The following is a 19,404-nucleotide window of genomic DNA, read 5'->3' as shown; positions in this document are numbered from 1 at the left end:
TTTTCGGGAAATACAAATGTTGCCGAACGAAGATGTGCCCCCGTTTTTGTTTGTCATCTTAATGTTTATCCCTGATAGATTCATTGCCATGGACTTATGGGATGCCATGGTTGTATTAAATAGGTCCCGGCCCGACTCCCTGATTATCCCCGGCTATCGCCGCTGATCTCAGGGAGTAAAGCCGGGATGACGGTGAAGGGGTGTTGAATATCCCCGGCTATCGCCGTTGATCTCAGGAAGTAACGCCGGCCTGCCTGCCGGAAGGCAGGGATGACGGTAGCGGGGCAGGCTCCACTGAACGCAGTGCTCCACCTGCCTGCCGGCAGGCAGGCTGAATAGAGTGCTCCACCTGCCTGCCGGCAGGCAGGCTGAACGCAGTGCTCCACTACTTAGTAACCTTTCTCCCTGGCAGGGCCCCGGTGTGTTCGCCATTCTTTATTACCTGTACACCATTCACGAAAACATGATCAACACCGGTGGCATATTGATGCGGGTCGCTAAAGGTGGCATGGTCAGTGATAGTCTCCGGATTGAAAATCACCACATCGGCAAAATAACCCGTGCGGAGGGCACCTCGTTTTTCAATTCCCAGGTTCATTGCGGGCTGAAGGGTGAGCTTACGGATGGCTTCTTCAAGGGGGATCACTTTTTCTTCCCGCACATACTTGCCAAGGAGTCTGGCAAAATTTCCATAAGAACGCGGATGGGTACTGTTCTCCAGAAATTTACCCTCTGTCGCCATCGATGCACCATCCGAACCAAATGTCATCCAGGGGAGGGCGATTTGTTTTTTTACATTTTCCTCCGACATCAGGAAATATACGGTTTCCACGCGACTGCTGTCCTGGATCACCAGATCCATTGCGGTTTCTTCCGGACTTTTTCCGCGCATTTCAGCTACTTCCTTAAGTGTTTTTCCCTGTAAGTATTTCAATGAGTCATTTCGAAATCCGACCAGGAGAACATTCTCGGCACTTCCTGCGGAAAGCATCAGGTTTTCCCATTTGTCCGTCGGGGTAGTCATTTCGTCATACACCCGTTTGCGGATTTCAGGATCCTGTAATCGTTTTACCCATTCAGCATAACCACCTTCCTGAACCCAGGGCGGCATGGCCGCGTCCAGTCCGGTGGACCCTGCAACGTAATTATACATATCAGCCGTAATCGTAAGTCCGGCGGCCCTTGCAGAATCTACCTTGCGCACAACATCGTCAAACTTATCCCAATTATCCTTCCCGGACATTTTCAGGTGATAGATCTCAGCAGCTATGCCCGCCTCCGAAGCGATCCGTATTAATTCATCCACACTCTCCAGCAATCGGTTTCCTTCATTACGCATATGGCTAATGTACATCCCGTCGTACTCGGCTGCCACCTTGCTGAGTTCGATCAGCTCTTCAGTCGTTGAATAAAACGCCGGCGCATAGATGAGTGACGAGCCCACACCAAGCGCGCCTTCTTCCATGGCCTGGCGCACCATCGCTTTCATCTGATCCAATTCTTCGGGTGTGGCTTCGCGATCTTCGAATCCAACTGTATTCACACGAAGGGTAGTAGCCCCCACAAAAGAGGCTACATTTGTGGAAATCCCTTTCTTTTCAAGATAGGAGAGGTATTCTCCCAAAGTTTTCCATTCGAGCTTGGTATCATCATCGAACATCCCTTTGATGTACTGTGCGCTCGTTTCCGTTACAGGTCCCATTGAAATACCCTCTCCAAAAACCTCGAGCGTTACGCCCTGTCGGATATCTCCCTGTGATTTTCCGTCTGTAATCAGTGAAGTGACAGCCCAGCTGAGCATATTAATAAAGCCCGGTGCAACGGCATGTCCGCCGGCATCAACCTCCTGAACAGCCGTGGCTTCCGACAAATCACCAATAAAAGAGATTGAATCCCCACGTATACCCACGTCAGTCTTTTGAGGCGGCTGACCGGAGCCGTCATAAACCAACCCGTTACGGATGATAACATCGTATTCCGGGGTATTTTGTTGACATGAGAATAGTGAGAAAATAATTAGGAGCAGAGGTAGAATATTTTTCATTCAGCAATATAAAAAATATTGAAATGCAGAAAAATATAAAAGGGGCCACAGCTGATGCTATGGCCCCCATACTTGTGAATTCTATCGTTTATTCTGTATCACGATCATCAAAATTTGTTTTTGCCCATTGATAAACCTTCATGTTATCTACCACTCCGTTGGACACCCTGTATTGATGTCCGCCTACATAGAATGGCCATGCAACCACTGGTTCTGCATATTCATGGATTTCAGTTTCGGGCGAATGACCGTGCAATACCCCATTAACCCATAATTCAAACCTGGGTGCCCCGTCATATCCGGTGGGATCATAAACCACTGCCATGTGTACAAGGTCTCCGGCGTTCCATGAAACGTCATTGTCTATTACATCATTTCGGAAGAAATAATAGTCACCCAGAGCTTTATAATATACCAGATCTGCTACTACATCTGTTGGGCCGGTATAGCCGCCGTTGATCGGAACGATTCGAATTCCGGCATTTGCTCCATCCCAGTTCCAGCAATTGGCGACAATTACGTGTGCCCTGCCATATGGAATGGTTCCGACGATGCGGTTATCCACAACAGAATAATTAGGCTTGTACCAGACTTCTATGGTCCAGGGCTCGAGAAGAGGATTCGGAATGAATTCATTAAAGATTCCCGAAGGAATTTCCGGAATTTCTGATGCATATCTGGGATACACACCGTTGCCGAATTTGGCAGGCGCGAAATTTGGTGTTCCAGGAACAACCAATGATGGACCAACCTCACTATTAGCCAGTTCATCAGTGCTTCCCAGCTTGTTCCAGACGATCAAACCATCTGACAGATATAAATCAAGTGGCCCGTCTTTTCCTTCAAGCAGTTTTTTAAGTACCTGTTCATTGATGAGCGTATCAAGAGTAACACGGTTCGGCTTGGTTACGTGCAGCAAATAATCCTCATAACCGTCGCGTACGGTGATATGATTGCTAGTGTTGCCTACCGGTTTTTCAAATAAAATATCACCGCTGGCTTCGACCATCAGAAATGCTTCGCTTAACACAAATTCGCCGGTAGTTCGATTCAGATCGAAAACACGAAGGTCAAAATCGAGGGTTTTGATCTTGTCGAACTTGAAACTGGTGTAACCGAAATCCTCAGGTTTTTTATTGAGGGCATCCAAAACCTGTGGTGTGACGGACGTGGTTTCACCTGTATAGACTATGAATGATACCGGCAGGGGATTGTCGGTTAAATAGGCCAGGGGTGAGCCCGCAACAGGTGCTGCTAATAATACATTATAGTCGTAATCGACTACCAGGAACTCTGTTACCGCGTATTCTCCAACCTGAAGGCGAATAGGTTTGGAGGCATAGGATTCACCCCATTTTTTCAGCTTGATCTCCTCCGAGTTCCAAACAATACCGCCGTTGGTATTTTCCAGGGATATCAGCAGATTGAGTTGCGCCGGAAGTTCCGTGTCACCTGCTTTTCCCGATGGAAAGTTTTGATAAATTTCATTCAAGGATATTTCCACATAACCCTCAGCAAGGGGATCGGAAATTTCCTCTTCGTTACATGACAGCAAAAGGCCAAAAATGGCCACTATCATAAACGGTGCAAAAATTCTGTTGAAAGTTTTCATTTTACAGGAGCTTATCTACCTGTAAAACAGTCTTTGATAATATTAAATTTTTGCTAATCAGCTATTTAAATCATGGATTGACATGATTCTTCAGCTTCTTTTTGTGAGGTAAAATTTGTATACTTTATAGTGTATTTCCGGACTCCAGGTAATCATCCAGATCCTGAATTTTATACATCCAGTCGAAAGAATATGTGGCAGCATTTTCAGCAAGGAACTGATAGAGAACCCGGGCTTTCGACATTAGCAGTCGCGCACCATCGTCATCATCCATTTCTTTTTTTCGTAAACCCAGTTCAAAAAGCAGGGTTGCCATTTGTTCAAGGACTGAATCACCTTTAATATTTTTTTCCGACAAAAAATCAATAAACTCGCGGTCGTCGATTCGCACGGCACTCCTGAGGCGAATATCCAGGTGTTCTTCCAGCGCCTGCTCCGTATCGACAATGACATCATTTATATCGCTGTCCAGCGAAGTGCCCAGGAGTTCTGCCAGTATTTTCCCCAGGACCTTACCGAGTTGCTGAATTTGATCCTGCAAATAATCACGTTTTATCATGATCAGTTCTTTTGAAAGATCTATAATATACAAATTTGGTTGGAATATTAAAGGGCTGCCGATTCTTCAGGGAATAAAAAAGCCGGAGAGTAATTCTCCGGCCTCTGTGTTGTTTACCGTGATCGTGAATATCGGTTTCGGGAGTTCCGGTTTCTCGGATTCCCCGTCCTTGAATCCTGTCTTGTTTGTGGTGCATCCTTCACCGGCCGGTCGGCATCCATATACGGATGCGGCTGGATCACCGGCAGCTGCTGACGGATCAATTGCTGAATATCCTTCAGGTATGCGCGTTCTTCCAAATCACAGAATGAAATGGCTCTGCCGCTCGCTCCCGCCCGTCCGGTACGTCCGATCCGGTGTACATAGGTCTCTGAAACATTGGGAAGATCAAAGTTGATCACATGTGACAATTCGTCAATATCAATGCCACGTGCGGCAATATCAGTGGCAACCAGAATCCGGATATCGCCGTTTTTGAAATCAGAAAGTGATTTCTGTCGGGCTCCCTGAGATTTATTGCCATGTATCGCGCTTGAGCTTATGCCGGCGCGGTCCAGTTGTTTTACAATTTTGTTTGCACCATGCTTGGTCCTTGAAAAAACGATGGCTGAAGGAATGTTCTCTTCTTCAAGCAGATGGATCAATAATGATGCCTTCTGTTTTTTCTCAACGAAATAAACCGATTGGTTAATTTTCTCTGCCGTTGTTTGCTCTGGTTTGATGATCACCTTTTCGGCGTTGTGCAGGATCTTGGCCGACAGTTCAATAATTGGCTGTGGCATCGTTGCTGAAAAGAACAGCGATTGTCTGCGCTCAGGCAATTCGCGAATGATGCGCTTTACATCGTGAATGAATCCCATATCGAGCATTCGATCAGCTTCATCCAGGATAAAATATTCAATATCCCTTAGGGAAATGTATCCCTGGTTCATAAGGTCAAGTAATCGTCCGGGAGTGGCAATCAGTACTTCCGGGTGCCTTTGAAGGGCGTTGGTCTGATTGCCCTGCTTAACGCCGCCGAAAATTACGGTATTCCGGACGTCCGTATGACGGCCATAGGCTGTAAAGCTTTCGCCGATCTGAATGGCGAGCTCACGGGTAGGGGTAACGATCAGTGCGCGTAATGGCTGACGGCCGCCTTTTTTTCGGTTGCTGTCTGAAACAATATTTTGCAGAATGGGAATCGCAAATGAAGCGGTTTTACCGGTTCCTGTTTGCGCACTCGCCATTAAATCTTTTTTACGTAGTAATACAGGGATTGACGCCTCCTGTATGGGCGTGGGTGATGTATATCCTTCTTCGGCCAGGGCCTGAAGGATGGGCGTGATAATGCCCAGTTCTTTAAAATTCATAGGGGTTGTGTTACTAAAAAATGTGGGGCAAAAAAAAGCCCTTCTTCGCGAAGGGCTTTCAAGCGATATAAAGTTAGCGCGTAACGCTTAAACAACTTTAACGTTAACCGCGTTTAATCCTTTTCTTCCTTGTTGCAATTCAAATTCTACTTCGTCACCTTCACGGATCTCATCGATCAAGCCTGATACGTGTACAAAGTGTTCTTCGTTTGAACCATCTTCTTTGATGAATCCGAATCCTTTCGATTCATTGAAGAATTTTACTGTTCCTTTACTCATGATAATAATTAATTGAAAATAATAAAGTGTGAAGGTACGCTTAAATAAATGGATACTACCGAATTCTTTGATTTATTTTTAAAATTCTCCGGTAATCGTCCTTTTTGAGGCGTAAAATGCATGTTAGGACGGTGAATCTACACCAATTCAGCCGTAGTTGGATCAATTATCCCTGAAATCTGACTGATTTTATGTGCAGGAATTCCGGAATGCTCCGAATGCTTACGGATCATTTCGGCATTTGGTGCAATGTAAACACAGTAAACCTTGTTATCGGTCACAAAGCTTTGGACCCACTGAACAGAAGGCCCGAGATGTTGCAGTGTATTACAGGATGTTTGCGAAACGGCGCGCATTTCCTCCGCTGAGAGGCTACCGACATTGGGTATATCACGCTCAATTAAAAACTTTGGCATTGCTGGTATTTTTTTGTTCTTTAAAGAGGCTATCGTACTTATAATATAACCGGTATGACCGGTGTAACGGAAGCAAAGAAAGATAATAAAAATTGTCGAATTTTATTTCACTTTCGTTGCCTCCAGGGACGCAATATTTTTTCGCATAACCTCAAGAAAATCTCCTGAATCCGGCAACGCGGCACACGGACTGATTACAATACTGCGCACGCCTATGGAATTAAGGAATTCGACGTTTTCCGCCAGTGGTGTCCCTTCCCAAATCATAATATCAAATGGACCCTCTTCCTCAGCCAGGTGGGCAAAATCATGTTTCATTTCATCTGTAAGTGATTCATCAGGCTCCCAGTGCACACTCGGACCGCCCAGGTTATAGGCATTCGTAAAATACTGATATACGGGGTGGGAAAATACTACCTTAAGTTCAGTATCTGCAGCAGTTTTAAATTCCTGATGCAGCTGGTTTAGGTCATTGCGCAACGATTCGAAATTTGATTCAATCTCCGCAGCATGTTCAGGGGCAATCCTTATCAGCGCATCCCTGATCGAAGCCGCCTGTGCTGTTGCAAGTTCCATATCCATCCAGGTTGTGAAGGCAGTTTTGCTATGGGCATGTTCACCTTCCTCCCCGTGGCTGTGAACAACAGATTCATCCGTGGTAATAAATTTATCGACAATTGATTCTGATGTATTCACAAGGGTCGATGTGGACAATGACACCGATATTAACCATTGCTCATAGGAGGCGCCATTGATGAAGATCAAATCCGCCGATTGCATTTGATTAACCGTATCGGGAATTATTTCCCAATACGCCGGATCGGAGGTATTGGTAAAAGGAAAGCGCACTTCCACGTTGGAGGGGGCAACCCTGCTTGTGAAATAATACAGCGGATAGTTCGACGTGTAAACAGTGAATGATGCAGGTTCTGCATCTGTGGTTTCCGCATCCTTCTTCGACTCACAGGAAAAAACGCAAAGTGCCGACAGGATTAGTGCGAAGCTGATTTTACCTAAGTTATTCATATCCATTTTTCAATAATCTCATTACTAAAAGTACTCACGAACAGGGTAATTATCCAGGCGGTACCAATACTCAGGGTTAAAACGATGACGATTTCCAGGCCAAGAACCTGTTGTATCCATCGACCCGAGCCGCCCATCTTGCGGATAGTGTTAAGTTCATTTTTCCGAAGTCTGACAGAAAGTATGAACACCAGTGTTGCAATGCATAGTGTTGCGATGCCAATGAAGACCCCGGCTTTGAAGACCAAATCCCGAATTGTGAAAACCGTAGCCACCAGTTCATTCACGACATCTGCAGGTACAATCATTTGAATATTGTCGGTCCGTGACTCATATCGCCCGCGCAACTGAATGCGTTCCCTGTCATTGCGTGGCTCAACAATGATAGCATGTATCGGGTAATTAGCCTCCTGGCCATGGAAATGGAATGATGTCCTGTTTTCTTCTGTGATCTCGGTGTAGGAAAGAACCGCCGGACCGGCGATGATCAGGCTATCGGTTTTCAGGAGCATTTGATTTTCTGAATTTTCGACATTCTCATGCCCGTGTGCCAGTCCTTCAATAACCCAGGTTGTCTTGATGTCGGTAAATACCGCTTCGTCATCGGGTGAATTTACCGGGTTAAGAACCCCTGCGACCTTCATTTTTAACGGAAAACTCCCGGCTACGTCGAAAGCGCCAGCCGGACTTGAAATGACTGCGTCGCCAACACCTGCCTGAAGTGCCTCGGCGGCCTTCGCCCCCAGGATACATTCGCCCAGCATAACGAAGTTCCGGCCTTCACTGAAGGTCATGTTTCGAAACGTCACATATTCTGGAGAAGTACCCACAATCGGTTGTTCACCAGCCCTGAATTTCAGATGCATCGGATAAACCTTGCCATCAACCTCAAACCGTAAACTGTCAAATTCACGGTATTGCATGGGGCGGTATGCCGCCTCCTTGAAATACAGGGCACTTAGTGTCAGCTCCGTCTGACTTCCCAAAGTGCCCACCAAAAGGGGAGTGGATTCAGCACGTCCGGTCAACCGGCCAGCGCCCTCATTTACAAGTTTGTTTAACCCTAGTGGTATGAAAAGTATTAGCCCGATCGATAACACAAGTACAAGGGTTTTGTACTTATGAAACCGGATGTATCGCCACGCTATGTATACTACAGTTTTGATAGGCTGTAATCATTTATGTTTACAATGCGACTGAATTTTGACAGGATCTCATGATCATGAGTGACCATGACCAGGGGTTTCTTATTTTGAATGCTGTAGTTCAGGAGTGTATTCAATACAATGTCCCTGTTTGCAGGGTCGAGATTGCCTGTTGGTTCATCGCAAAGCAATACGTCTGGCTGGGTGACCAGTGCCCGGCAGGCAGCAACACGTTGCCGTTCTCCCTGTGATAATTGACCCGGAAGCCGTTGTTTTTTCGTGCTCAGACCCACACTGTCTGCGAGTTCCCCGGCCAACTTCCGCGAAGTTTCCGATAGCCGAAGTACCGGGTTCACCATGAATGGGAGCAGGATATTGTCAAGTACAGAAAGATATTCAAGTAATTCGAACTCCTGGAAGACCAGTCCGATTCTGACTATCCTGAAGTCCTGTCGGTCCTCCTTGCCATAACGTGTAAGATCGATGTTATCGATTTCTATGGAGCCTTCTGCCGGCTCCAGAATACCGGCAATCAAATGCAGCAGCGTTGTTTTCCCTGTGCCGCTGGAACCGATAACAGCCACCTGCTCGTGATCGTAAACCGTTAAGTCGGGTATCTTCAGTTCAAAATACTGGTCAGGATACCGAAATAATATGTTCTGGCATTTGATCATGACGCCGACGCAGGTACAATCGACCTGTCTTCAGATTTTAATTCAATATTTGAAATCTTCCATTGATTTTCCACCTGGTGCATTTGAATGGTTCCCAGGTATTTATTTCTTCTGAAGTGAATGTGCTGAAGATGTTTTACACGGGCGATGACCACCCACTCCGCATCGTATTCATAGGAATTAATCGATCTCTGATGGATATTTTCTATGCTTAGAACTTCAACATTACGGATCCGGACCTCAGCACCCAGACGAACTCCTGCGTTCAATCGTCGTCTGCTGTCCAGGTATACCTCGTCGATCAGCTCTTCATCCACACTGGCCGACAGTTGTTCGAATAACTGATCTTCATCTGAAATATTAAATGACTCATACGTATTACTGAGGATGCCTTGCAGGATCTGGCGGGCACTACCTGAATCGGTTAACCCGCTATCGCTAATAGGATTTTGCATACGTAAATTTAGAAAAGGAAGGCATACCAGTGCCATAGCAATAAGTATGACTGAGGTAAGCGGTGTACGCTGGGCCATATTCATTTTCTCATGGATCCGTCTTTTGCGCGGCCAGAAATACAGGGCTGCAATGATTAATAAGATACTTACGAAAGGCACCGGTATTTTTCCCATGGCGATCAATTCACGGAGGTCTTCCGAATATGAATCCCGAATAAATAATATGAAAAGTCCGCTTGCTGCTGCCGTCAGCAATATCCCGGATATTCCTGAACCCTGCTTTACGTTGCCGGATGCGGTGAACAGTGTAACAGTCAAGATGAACACAGCGGTACTGTAAAGCCAGTATGCAATCCCGTGGCCGATCGCATAGGACTGGTTTAATTCAGTAAAGTATCCTGTAGCCCAGCCTCCCCCGATACCGATCAGCAATACCATCAATGTCCAGATTAGCGGGCGTATGGTAGTTTTATACAGTACCAGCGTGATAAGTATAAACACGATTCCCATAATGGCGGGAATCACAATGATGGGAAGATTTACAAAAAGTCCCCAAACCAGTCCGGCAATGGATGAACTGCTGAAGAGCAACAGGGTCCGCTCAGCCGATCGATCCGACAGGTTCACCATCAATCCTAATAGAATGGGTAAAATGAGACTGTAAAGTATCATCTTGGGGAGCAATGCAGGTGCAATAAGGAACAGGCTTGATTCGTAGATGAGCCATCCCACAGATCCTATGCCTACAGCATAGACCAGCCAGCGTTCTTTATCAAGAAGAAAGTATCTGAATAAATGCAGGCCTTCCCGAATGAGTAGATATGCAAGAATCAGACCTGCGAAAATTCCAACCCATCTGAAAAGAACCGTTAGCATCATCTCACTTTCTGTGAGCCCAAGGGATGATCCTAAAACGGGCATTGATGCGCCCATGATCATTCCGATGGAAACGATGGCAAACCAGTGTGTGATTACAGATGGCAGAGCCCGGTTGTGCAGGTAGTGTATGGAGCAAAGTGCCGCAAGGATCAATGGAATTAACAAACCCATATAGCCCGGTATAATCAGGAGTTGATCTGTGGCCAGAAAATTTCCAACAGCAATTGCAGTTGATAACAGGAACAAATTCAGCCAGTTGAAGCTCCGGGCCTTCATCATGAAAAGAATCAGCAAGAGAAAATACAATCCGCCTGTTGAAAGAAGTATGTTCAGTCCATCCCTGATCGCGGGGCCTGCAATGTTGAAAAATGACGGTGGTTCAGGCACAAGATAAAAGGCGTTTACCGGGCTCAGGGAGGTCTCATAAACCCTTCCATTTATCATGCTTATTTTTAAAATGATGCTGATCTGGCTTCCCTGGAGCCCTTCAATGCCTATCTTTTTGCCATGAAGGGATTCAGTGCAGCGGATGGTCCATCGTTCCCATTTAATGAAGGCGTCACCGCCAATTTTTCTGTCGGTTATCAGTTGGCATAATTCAGGAAGGATCGCTTCTGCTTTCAGAACCTTACCCTGAACCACGGGCAGTACGTAGTAGACTTCATAAACACCCGGTGAGATTTCCGTTATTTCAAGACGGGCCGGATATACAATGTCTGCCGATGCCGTTTTTGGTATCAGAAATAAAATTATGCTGAATAAGCAGCTGAAAACCAGATGTTTATTCATCATCTTTCATCACTTCTTTGGCAGTTCCTTCATAGACGATGTCATATTGTCTGATCAGTTCAGTGAAAAACTGTTCCCTGGCCGCTTCCTTCTCTTCATATTCAATTTCACGCATTATTTCATTACGCACAAGATCGATAGGAGCGGGTGCTTCCGCTGTTACCTCCTGTACTTTCACCAGATGCAGCCCGTAAGCAGAAGCAATGGGGCCTGTCCATTCGCCGGGATTAATGGTAAACACTTCTTCGGCGAAATTCTCACCAAATATTTTCAACAGATCATTTGCTGCATAATCCTTGTATTCGGAATTGAGCATGGTAGGATCACCAAGCTCGTGGATATCTTGAATTTCCTCCTGACTTATGCGGGTGAGGACTTCATTTACATGACTTTCTAGCGCCGGGTGTTTATCCGGACTGAAATAAAGCTGTGCGAAACTAATTCGAGCCGGAAGCACAAACTGGTCCTTTCGCAAGGCATAATAGGCCTGTATGCTCTCTTCAGTTATTTTATCGCCTGAACCTTGTGTTTCTGCGAGCATATTCATCTGAACAATCAATGCTTGCCGAACCATCGCGTTGTTATAGTCAAGATTCCGGTTGATGGCTTCCTGGTACAGAATTTCATCCTGCACATACCCGTTTAGTGCACCGCGCAGTTCTTCCCGGGTAGGGGGACGTTGCCAGGTTTTTTGCCACATAACCAGCAAGTGAGCGACGTCGTCATCTGCAATTAAAACCTGCTTATCCTTTGATGAAGGAAGTTTGGGTCCAACAGTCACAATGAGAACGATGGCCAGTAGCGCACCAAAAGCAAGGATGTGGAAGATCGGCGAAGAAAAAAGTTGTTTCATGCAGACCTTAAATTACAAAAGTTGATTACCAATGCAATTTAATTCAAGCTCAAACATGAGGTGGTTTACCTGGGATCATACCAGATAGGTGAGGACCATGCCCGTTCCTGTTGTACCAATGGGACATCTTCGGGAAATTCTGTAAGTCCGTACTTTACAATATCATATAATTGCCAGGTGGGGGACGGGATTTCCAGTACCCTGACGTAGTAGAATGCCGGGACAGAAGGGTCAAAATCAGGATCTTCCCATATCGTTTTTAGTTCGGCAGCACCAATTTCATTCGTATAGGTGGCATCTTCAATCCGAACGGTATTACCAACAGGGGGTATGTTTCCGCCGGCATCTGTTTGGCGATCCCCGGACCATGCGACATTGTAGATCTTTTCATAGGATTTTCCATCTTTAACCCAACCTTTGATCACCTGGATCCGGTCAAGATTCGCCCATTCAGGGTCTTTCATGGCATGGATGAGAAATTTAGGGGCAATCTGACTGGCCTGAAGATCACCGCCCATCGGCAAACCATTATCGTACGCATAACGGATATAATTATCCCGATTCATATCACTTTCTGTAAATTGATACCCGGCAAAAACCCGCAGTTTAATCCGCGTACCAGTAGTGCCGTAGGCTTCCTTGCTTGCCAGGCCATCCCAGATCGATTCACGTGTATTGGATTCCGCCCAGACAGCGGTATGACCGCCGGCCAGATAGCCATAGCCGTATCGCGTTGCTCCATTCAATTCCTTTACATTTTCCATCAATCGTTTTGGGGATTTTTCTGAGCTGACGTGCTTACCCCACCAGTTATCATCATCCACGCTGGGAATGCCCGTATGCGTATCGGTAGCTCCAACAAAACCGAATTTATAAGGATTAATACCCAGTTCCTTCTCCAACTGCAAGCCGTCAATCAATGCCTTTCGGGCATATTGATATTTGCGTTGTTCCGGAGTTTCCAAAATATCCAGGGTAAGATTTCCATTATCCCATCCGGCGATACCAAAATTCGCAAATTCGTCCGTAGGTGACAGCATCGGATGGGTTTCACCTGTTCCCTTGATCTGGGTAATTTCATACATTGGCTCCCATTTCTGCCTTTTTTGCGCGTATTCAGCAGTTATAGGATTGCCCGAGGCATCAAGTGTATTGAACATTAAACCTCCGGAAATATTCCCGTTATGTGGAATCGCAAAAACCCGGCCACCGGTCTTTTCCTCGTAGGAAGAAAGAAATTCCCAGAGTTTTTCAGGATCCTCACTTTGCAGGGCGGAGAATGGAAGTATTTGATTCACTTTTTCCTTATCGTCCCTGAAGAAGATATTCCGGTGTAAGTTGTTTCCGGTGGGGACAGATGTCCACTCGTAACCAATGATGGTTGTGAATTTTCCGGGTTGATTGTATCTGTCGATCAGGGATGTAAAGTTCTGCCATGCCGACCTGAGAATTGGAATGGCGGTTTCGGGATTGGTAACAGGTTCCGGAAGTTTATTATTGGCCAGTGCATACGGAATTTCAACTGCCAGCTGTTTCGCTTCCTCCTCGCCGCCCTGAAGCAGGTTGAACCATCTTTTTGCCGTGGAATCAGCCATAAGAATATCATTGCCGGCTGCTATCTCATCGAATACTCCGAACCCCTCTGCATGATCGGTGATTACAAGAAAATCATAGGGTCTTCTGATTTGAAAGTCCTGCCCAGTACTTGTTTTCATCGGTTCCCCCATCGCCATGCGCAATGCTTGTTCAGCAGTAATCCGGGTACCGCCACCAAATGCGTCACCTGATAAAGTGGTATGGTAGTGCGTATCCCCGAAATAAACGTCTTTATCGGGATTGTTCACGACCTCAGGCAAAGGAGAGGTTGCCGTGTTTTGTTCTGTATTGTTTTGTTTGGTTGAAGTTTCGCAGCTTGTGAAGACTATAATGGCCAGCAGACCAGGCAAAAATTTGAAAGTCATGGATTTAAAGTTTAGCTAAATCTAACCGTTCAGATCGGTTATTGAAAATCAGAGTAATCCTGTACCCTTTCTAATTTGCCTGTTTTTATAATTTCAAACAAAAGGATCAGTTATTGATCTTTTTTTCGAGTTTGCCTTTTAACAACAGGTTGTATTCCTCGCAGGTGAGCAGGCCATGTTCGTCACTGTACGGACATTCCCTGTAGTTCTGACCAAAAGATGTTTTGGTAATGATCACGCCACGTCCCTGACATACCGGGCAGATCACCATGCCTGTTGGTCCGCAATCGATATCATAGTCGGCGGCCAGTATGGCTTCGGTCGCTTTGGCTTCTTGCTGCCGCATGAGGCGTACAGCGGCATTTGATTTATTCAGAAGATCGGTGGCTTCTTCGAAATACCTTCCCTGGGTTCCCTTAAGCTGGATATACTTGTTCAGCCAATCTATGCTTTGCTCATATTTTTCCAGATAGAACGAATTCTTTCCGAAATAAAAAGTCATCTCGGTAGGTACCACCTGCGCATTTTTAAGTACATCCTTAAATATCACATTGGCGCCTTCGAAATCCCCGGCATCCATTTTTTCAACGCCGTTTTCAATCAGCCTGTCCAGAGCGGTCTGATACTGGGCCTGGCGCTGGGCAATATCTTCCCGGATTTTTTCCTGTTCCGTTTGGGCGGAAAGAGTGAAGGAGGTCAGCAGAACACCGATAAACAAAATCAACCTATACATAATCTTCTTTATTCAAATCCAGCCATTCCATGGTTGCATTGCAGAAAATATCTTCAACCACACCCTGATCTAAATTCATATCTTCAATAAACTTGCCAATTTCCAGATCCCCCAGGGGAAACGGATAATCAGTACCTAATGTGATGCGTTTTGAACCTTGCAGGTCAAGCACATACTGGAGCATTTTCGGATCATGTGTGATACAATCTACCCAGAATTTGCCCAAATAGCTGCTGGGTGGAACGTTGTTGTCGATTGCCACCAGGTCAGGCCGGCAATTGAATCCATGCTCGACCCTTCCGAGGGTTGATAAAAACGAACCGCCGGCATGCGCAAAGTTAACACGGAGATCCGGCAATCGTTCAAGGGTCCCGGAGAAGATCAGGGAGCAAATAGCCCGTGATGTTTCAGCAGGCATTCCCACAAGCCAGGGCAGCCAGTATTTTGTCATATGCTGCATGCCCATCATTTCCCAGGGATGGACCAGTACGGCCATATTCAGCTGCTCGCAGGCTTCAAAAAACCTGAAGAAGCGCGGTTCACTGAGATTTTCATTATTGATGTTGGACCCGATTTGTACGCCGGGCAATCCCAGTTCCTTGCACCGCTGGAGCTCCTGTATGGCTAAATCCGTGTCCTGCATGGGTACAGTGCCCAGTCCAATGTAATTCCTGGGATAATCGCTGCACAATTGTGCGATATCATCGTTCAGGAACCGGGATAAATCAAGGCAATCATCCGGTTTGGCCCAATAGGAGAACATAACCGGAATGGTGCATACCACCTGTACCTGGGTGTTAAATGCGGCATATTCCTGAATTCTGACTTCAGCATCCCAGCAGTTCTCCTCGATTTCACGAAAGAACTGATTTCCCTTCATCATTTTGGCAAAGCCATCCCTGTGGTGCTGAAGATAGATGAAATCTCCATACCCGAATTTCTCGGTCCAGTTGGGCATCTCTTTCGGGATGATATGGGTGTGCATGTCAATCTTTAGCATGGAATGAAGGGTATTGCCTGAAACAAAAGTATCAAATGCGGAAGAATATTACCTAACCCTGTTTCTTTTTTGGATTCTCCGGGACAGGATCATACCCGTGAGTACCCCAGGGATGACAACGGGCAATCCGCTTCAAGCCCAGCCAGGTACCCTTTACCGGTCCCCATTCGTTGATGGCCTCAATGGTATAGTTCGAACAAGAAGGGGAGTGCCGGCAGTTGGAGCCCAAAAGCGGACTTATCGCATACTGGTATATGCGGATGGGGAAGATTAATATGGACTTTAGTATAGTCAGTAGTCAGTAGTCAGTAGTCAGTGGTCAGTAGTGACGGTTGATAGTTTGAGAGTATGTAGTTGTCGGTTTATTTTCGGTTTTTTTATATAACTCAATTTTGCATTTAAGCGTTCCCAGTCATGTTATGATTTCATAGTAAGTGATACACCAAAAACTATTAACCCGCTACTATTCACTACTATTCACTACACTACTGACTACTGACTACTGACTACTGACTACTGACTACTGACTATGTACTACATAAGTGCTAATCAATAGAGTATTCTGTTCCGTCTTTTCCATCCTTCAGTGTGATGCCGATTCTCTTCAGATCATCCCGGATCTGATCAGCCAGGGCATAATTTTTCTGGCGCTTGGCATCAGTGCGCAGATTGATCAGCACATCCAGGGTTCCGTCAAGCAGGTGACTGTTGCTTTCCTGTTCCGACTTCAGCCCGAGAACATCTGTGATGATACCGGTGTAATGGGTGATGAGCCGTTCGAACGTCGGCTTACTCAATGCGCCCGTTTTTTTGTTTCCCGTCTTCAGGTTATTAATAACGGAAGTCAGATCAAACAAAGAAGCCAGCGCTTTGGCCGTATTAAAGTCATCACTAAGGTTTTTGAAAATCGCATCGATCTGTGCGTTTACCTCGGTATCAAAGGCAGTGTCGACTGCACCCGGTGTATATTCAAGCTGACGGGCCGTTTTAAATCCTTCCATGAGTCTCTTATACCCTCTCTCAGCAGCGCCCAATGCCTCATTGCTGAAATCCAGGGTACTTGAGTAATGGGACTGCAGCATGAAAAAGCGGACGACCATCGGCGGATAGCCACGATCCAGGAGTGGGTGATTACCGGTAAACAATTCATGTGGCAGAAATGAGTTGCCAAGTGACTTGCTCATTTTCTGACCTTCCACCGTAAGCATATTGGTGTGGAGCCAGTATTTGGCCGGGTCATGACCCTTGCATCCAACGGATTGAGCGATTTCGCATTCATGGTGAGGAAATACGAGATCCATTCCGCCTCCGTGAATATCGAAAGTCTCGCCAAGATATTTGGTGCTCATCACTGAACATTCCAGGTGCCATCCCGGGAAGCCATCACCCCAGGGAGACGGCCAGCGCATAATATGAGCAGGGGAGGCATTTTTCCAAATCGCGAAGTCTATCTTGTTACGCTTTTCATCCTGACTGTCCAGCATACGTCCGCTGTCCATGAGTTCCTCGATTTTACGATTGGAGAGTTTGCCGTAATCGTGCGACTCATTGTATTTGGTAACATCGAAATAAACCGAGCCATTTACTTCATAGGCAAGTCCCTTTTCAAGAAGGGTTTTTACCCATTCGATCTGTTCAATGATATGCCCGGTAGCAGTAGGTTCTATGTCGGGGGGGAGCAGGTTGAACTCTTCCAAAACGGAATGAAACCCGTTGGTATATTGCTGCACCACCTGCATGGGCTCGAGCTCTTCAAGGCGGGCTTTCTTCGCGATCTTGTCTTCCCCCTCGTCTGCATCGTTCTCCAGGTGCCCGACATCCGTAATGTTCCGTACGTACCGAACTTTATATCCGAGGTAACGGAAATAGCGGTTGATGACATCAAAACTTAAAAACGTGCGGACGTTCCCCAGGTGTACATCGTTGTATACTGTCGGTCCGCAAACATACATTCCCACATGGCCTTCATGCTGCGGCTCGAATTTTTCTTTGGTTCGGGTTAGGGTGTTGTACAGTTCTATGGGAAATTCCTCGCGTAACGACATGCTTTTTCAATTTCAAAACACGAAGTTAAAATATATCGATGAATAATGAATAGTGAAAGAAGATTCCTCTTCCAACTATTCATTATTCCGATGCCTGATTATTGCCTGCTCAGCTCCATTCCCATGAAGGGATACCACTGTTCTCCGTTAGGGGAGTAGGTGCCGGTTTCCTTCCAGGTGGTATCTGTCAATTCAATTGTATATCGAACGGTTCCACCATTTGGGACATCAAATTGCCAGTAAAACCCCGAATCGGTGAATGTTACATCCGCGGCAGTAAAACGACCATCACTCGTCCACGCATGAATTTGCGTTTTACTGCTGGAAGGATCCTGAAACAGGATTCCTACGGCTTCAAATCCTACTTGCCCTGAATTTTTATCGGTCCCTGTTCCATGGAACATGAGGAGTTTTCCATCCAGCAGTACTGTCACCTCTTCGGTCTGTTTAAATTCCACACGGTCGCCCTGTGGCATTTGCTGGTAGCCTTCACCCACCCAGGTGCTCTCGGTTTTTAAAAGGTCCTCCATAGTTTTCTGTGCATGGATATGATGAAATCCGAAAACAAGAGGAATGATAAAGATTGCTAGATTTTTCATAATAAACTGGTTTATATTATAAACTTAATGGTTAAAAAAAAGACTATGGTTTCAGGTATTTCTCCAGGTCTTTCACGTATTGTCTGAAAGCCTGAATACCTGCTTTGGTAATACGGCATGTGGTAACCGGCTTCTTGCCACGGAAGGATTTATCCACCTGGATGTACCCGGCGGTTGACAGCTTGTCCAGCTGTACACTCAAATTTCCGGCTGTGGCGTTGGTTTGTTCCTTCAGGTACACAAATTCAGCTGATTCCACATTCATGAGAATGGACATTACTGCCAGTCGAAGCTGGGAGTGCAACAGGGGATCCAGATCATTAAACGCGGTCATGATTCCTTTTTGAATTTTAGGAGATAGCCCGGGATGAGATAACCAACTGCGATGGCGAGGGCGGAAACCAACAGGCTGTTTTGCGGCGATACATATAACGCCAGTGCAGCGAAGATCCATAGCGAGCTTCCCCCATAGATAACGGGCTTATAACGGGTGATACAACCGGTAATGAATGTAGCCATACCCGCAAGTATAAGGATTAAAGCAGGAATATAGACGGCGAATTTTCCCGAAAATATGATCACGATGATCGAAAAGGCGAAACCCACCCAGGTCCACATGATCAGGCGGTCGGTAAAATTGACGACCCTTGCACGTGATTCCTGTCTTCTTCCGTACCACATACTGATCAGCCATCCCGGAATACTGATCAGCCAGATAATGTAGGGGTGTGGATAATCAGTATACATTGCAATAAGATAATGGCCGAGGTTACCCAGTACGGCGATCCAGCCCCAAAGAATGAAGTAAAACCCACCGCTGCGCATATTGCCGCGGGTCTGACTGATCATCCGTTGTATGATCGCCAAGCTTTCCTCCGATGATTGAATGGTGTCTGATGTTTTCATTGTATAAAGTAGTTTATATTATAAACCAAAGTAAGATATTAATTTTCAGAATTCCAAATGTGCCCTCAAAAATGTAT

The 19,404-nt window shown here is 46.0% G+C and carries 20 protein-coding genes; all 20 read right to left on the bottom strand.

The features are described from left to right. Positions 1-143: 143 nt before the first annotated feature. Entirely contained in the window at positions 144-386 is a 243-nt protein-coding gene (locus LDX50_RS14835) for a hypothetical protein (RefSeq protein ID WP_225698085.1), read from the bottom strand. Next, on the bottom strand, positions 386-2,044 hold the full coding sequence (locus LDX50_RS14830) for an N-acyl-D-amino-acid deacylase family protein (protein WP_225698084.1): 1,659 nt from the start codon (positions 2,042-2,044) through the stop codon (positions 386-388). Before LDX50_RS14830 ends, LDX50_RS14835 begins: the two co-directional genes overlap by 1 nt. Before the next feature lie 88 nt (positions 2,045-2,132). After that, complete coding sequence (locus LDX50_RS14825) at positions 2,133-3,656, bottom strand: LamG domain-containing protein (protein WP_225698083.1); 1,524 nt, start codon at positions 3,654-3,656, stop codon at positions 2,133-2,135. 124 nt (positions 3,657-3,780) lie between these two features. Further along, positions 3,781-4,215, bottom strand: a complete 435-nt coding sequence (locus tag LDX50_RS14820) for a hypothetical protein (protein WP_225698082.1) — start codon at positions 4,213-4,215, stop codon at positions 3,781-3,783. Between the two features lie 113 nt (positions 4,216-4,328). After that, complete coding sequence (locus LDX50_RS14815; protein WP_225698081.1) at positions 4,329-5,567, bottom strand: DEAD/DEAH box helicase; 1,239 nt, start codon at positions 5,565-5,567, stop codon at positions 4,329-4,331. Positions 5,568-5,654: 87 nt separating this feature from the next. Continuing rightward, complete coding sequence (locus LDX50_RS14810; protein ID WP_225698080.1) at positions 5,655-5,846, bottom strand: cold-shock protein; 192 nt, start codon at positions 5,844-5,846, stop codon at positions 5,655-5,657. A 137-nt stretch (positions 5,847-5,983) separates the two neighbouring features. Next, entirely contained in the window at positions 5,984-6,262 is a 279-nt protein-coding gene (locus LDX50_RS14805; RefSeq protein WP_225698079.1) for a DUF4242 domain-containing protein, read from the bottom strand. Positions 6,263-6,364: 102 nt separating this feature from the next. Then, entirely contained in the window at positions 6,365-7,288 is a 924-nt protein-coding gene (locus tag LDX50_RS14800; RefSeq protein WP_225698078.1) for a metal ABC transporter substrate-binding protein, read from the bottom strand. After that, positions 7,285-8,388 carry an ABC transporter permease gene (locus LDX50_RS14795; protein WP_225698077.1) on the bottom strand — a complete coding sequence of 368 codons (1,104 nt, stop codon included), beginning with the start codon at positions 8,386-8,388 and terminating at the stop codon, positions 7,285-7,287. Before LDX50_RS14795 ends, LDX50_RS14800 begins: the two co-directional genes overlap by 4 nt. Before the next feature lie 53 nt (positions 8,389-8,441). Further along, positions 8,442-9,107, bottom strand: coding sequence for an ABC transporter ATP-binding protein (locus LDX50_RS14790; protein ID WP_225698076.1), 666 nt, complete (start codon positions 9,105-9,107; stop codon positions 8,442-8,444). Then, positions 9,104-11,233: a hypothetical protein gene (locus LDX50_RS14785; RefSeq protein WP_225698075.1), complete on the bottom strand. Its 2,130-nt coding sequence runs from the start codon at positions 11,231-11,233 to the stop codon at positions 9,104-9,106. The genes LDX50_RS14790 and LDX50_RS14785 overlap by 4 nt, the downstream gene beginning before the upstream one ends. Beyond that, positions 11,223-12,083 (bottom strand): peptidyl-prolyl cis-trans isomerase, encoded by an 861-nt coding sequence (locus tag LDX50_RS14780; RefSeq protein WP_225698074.1) that lies wholly within the window; start codon positions 12,081-12,083, stop codon positions 11,223-11,225. Before LDX50_RS14780 ends, LDX50_RS14785 begins: the two co-directional genes overlap by 11 nt. A gap of 65 nt (positions 12,084-12,148) precedes the next feature. Further along, a complete protein-coding gene (locus tag LDX50_RS14775) occupies positions 12,149-14,044 on the bottom strand; it encodes a DUF3604 domain-containing protein (protein ID WP_225698073.1) in 1,896 nt (631 codons plus the stop codon). 106 nt (positions 14,045-14,150) lie between these two features. Further along, a complete protein-coding gene (locus LDX50_RS14770) occupies positions 14,151-14,777 on the bottom strand; it encodes a DnaJ-like cysteine-rich domain-containing protein (protein ID WP_225698072.1) in 627 nt (208 codons plus the stop codon). Then, a complete protein-coding gene (locus LDX50_RS14765; RefSeq protein ID WP_225698071.1) occupies positions 14,770-15,777 on the bottom strand; it encodes an amidohydrolase family protein in 1,008 nt (335 codons plus the stop codon). Before LDX50_RS14765 ends, LDX50_RS14770 begins: the two co-directional genes overlap by 8 nt. A gap of 52 nt (positions 15,778-15,829) precedes the next feature. Continuing rightward, positions 15,830-16,048, bottom strand: a complete 219-nt coding sequence (gene yidD, locus LDX50_RS14760; RefSeq protein WP_420828564.1) for a membrane protein insertion efficiency factor YidD — start codon at positions 16,046-16,048, stop codon at positions 15,830-15,832. A 274-nt stretch (positions 16,049-16,322) separates the two neighbouring features. Beyond that, entirely contained in the window at positions 16,323-17,822 is a 1,500-nt protein-coding gene (gene cysS, locus LDX50_RS14755) for a cysteine--tRNA ligase (RefSeq protein ID WP_225698070.1), read from the bottom strand. A 98-nt stretch (positions 17,823-17,920) separates the two neighbouring features. Beyond that, positions 17,921-18,421, bottom strand: coding sequence for a hypothetical protein (locus tag LDX50_RS14750; protein ID WP_225698069.1), 501 nt, complete (start codon positions 18,419-18,421; stop codon positions 17,921-17,923). Between the two features lie 43 nt (positions 18,422-18,464). Continuing rightward, positions 18,465-18,755 (bottom strand): winged helix-turn-helix domain-containing protein, encoded by a 291-nt coding sequence (locus LDX50_RS14745; protein ID WP_225698068.1) that lies wholly within the window; start codon positions 18,753-18,755, stop codon positions 18,465-18,467. Further along, on the bottom strand, positions 18,752-19,327 hold the full coding sequence (locus LDX50_RS14740) for a hypothetical protein (protein WP_225698067.1): 576 nt from the start codon (positions 19,325-19,327) through the stop codon (positions 18,752-18,754). The genes LDX50_RS14745 and LDX50_RS14740 overlap by 4 nt, the downstream gene beginning before the upstream one ends. Positions 19,328-19,404 lie beyond the last annotated feature (77 nt).

This window comes from Fulvivirga sedimenti, from assembly GCF_020328055.1.
Note: the sequence above shows the minus strand (reverse complement) of the source record. Positions and strands in the feature narration are given on the sequence as shown.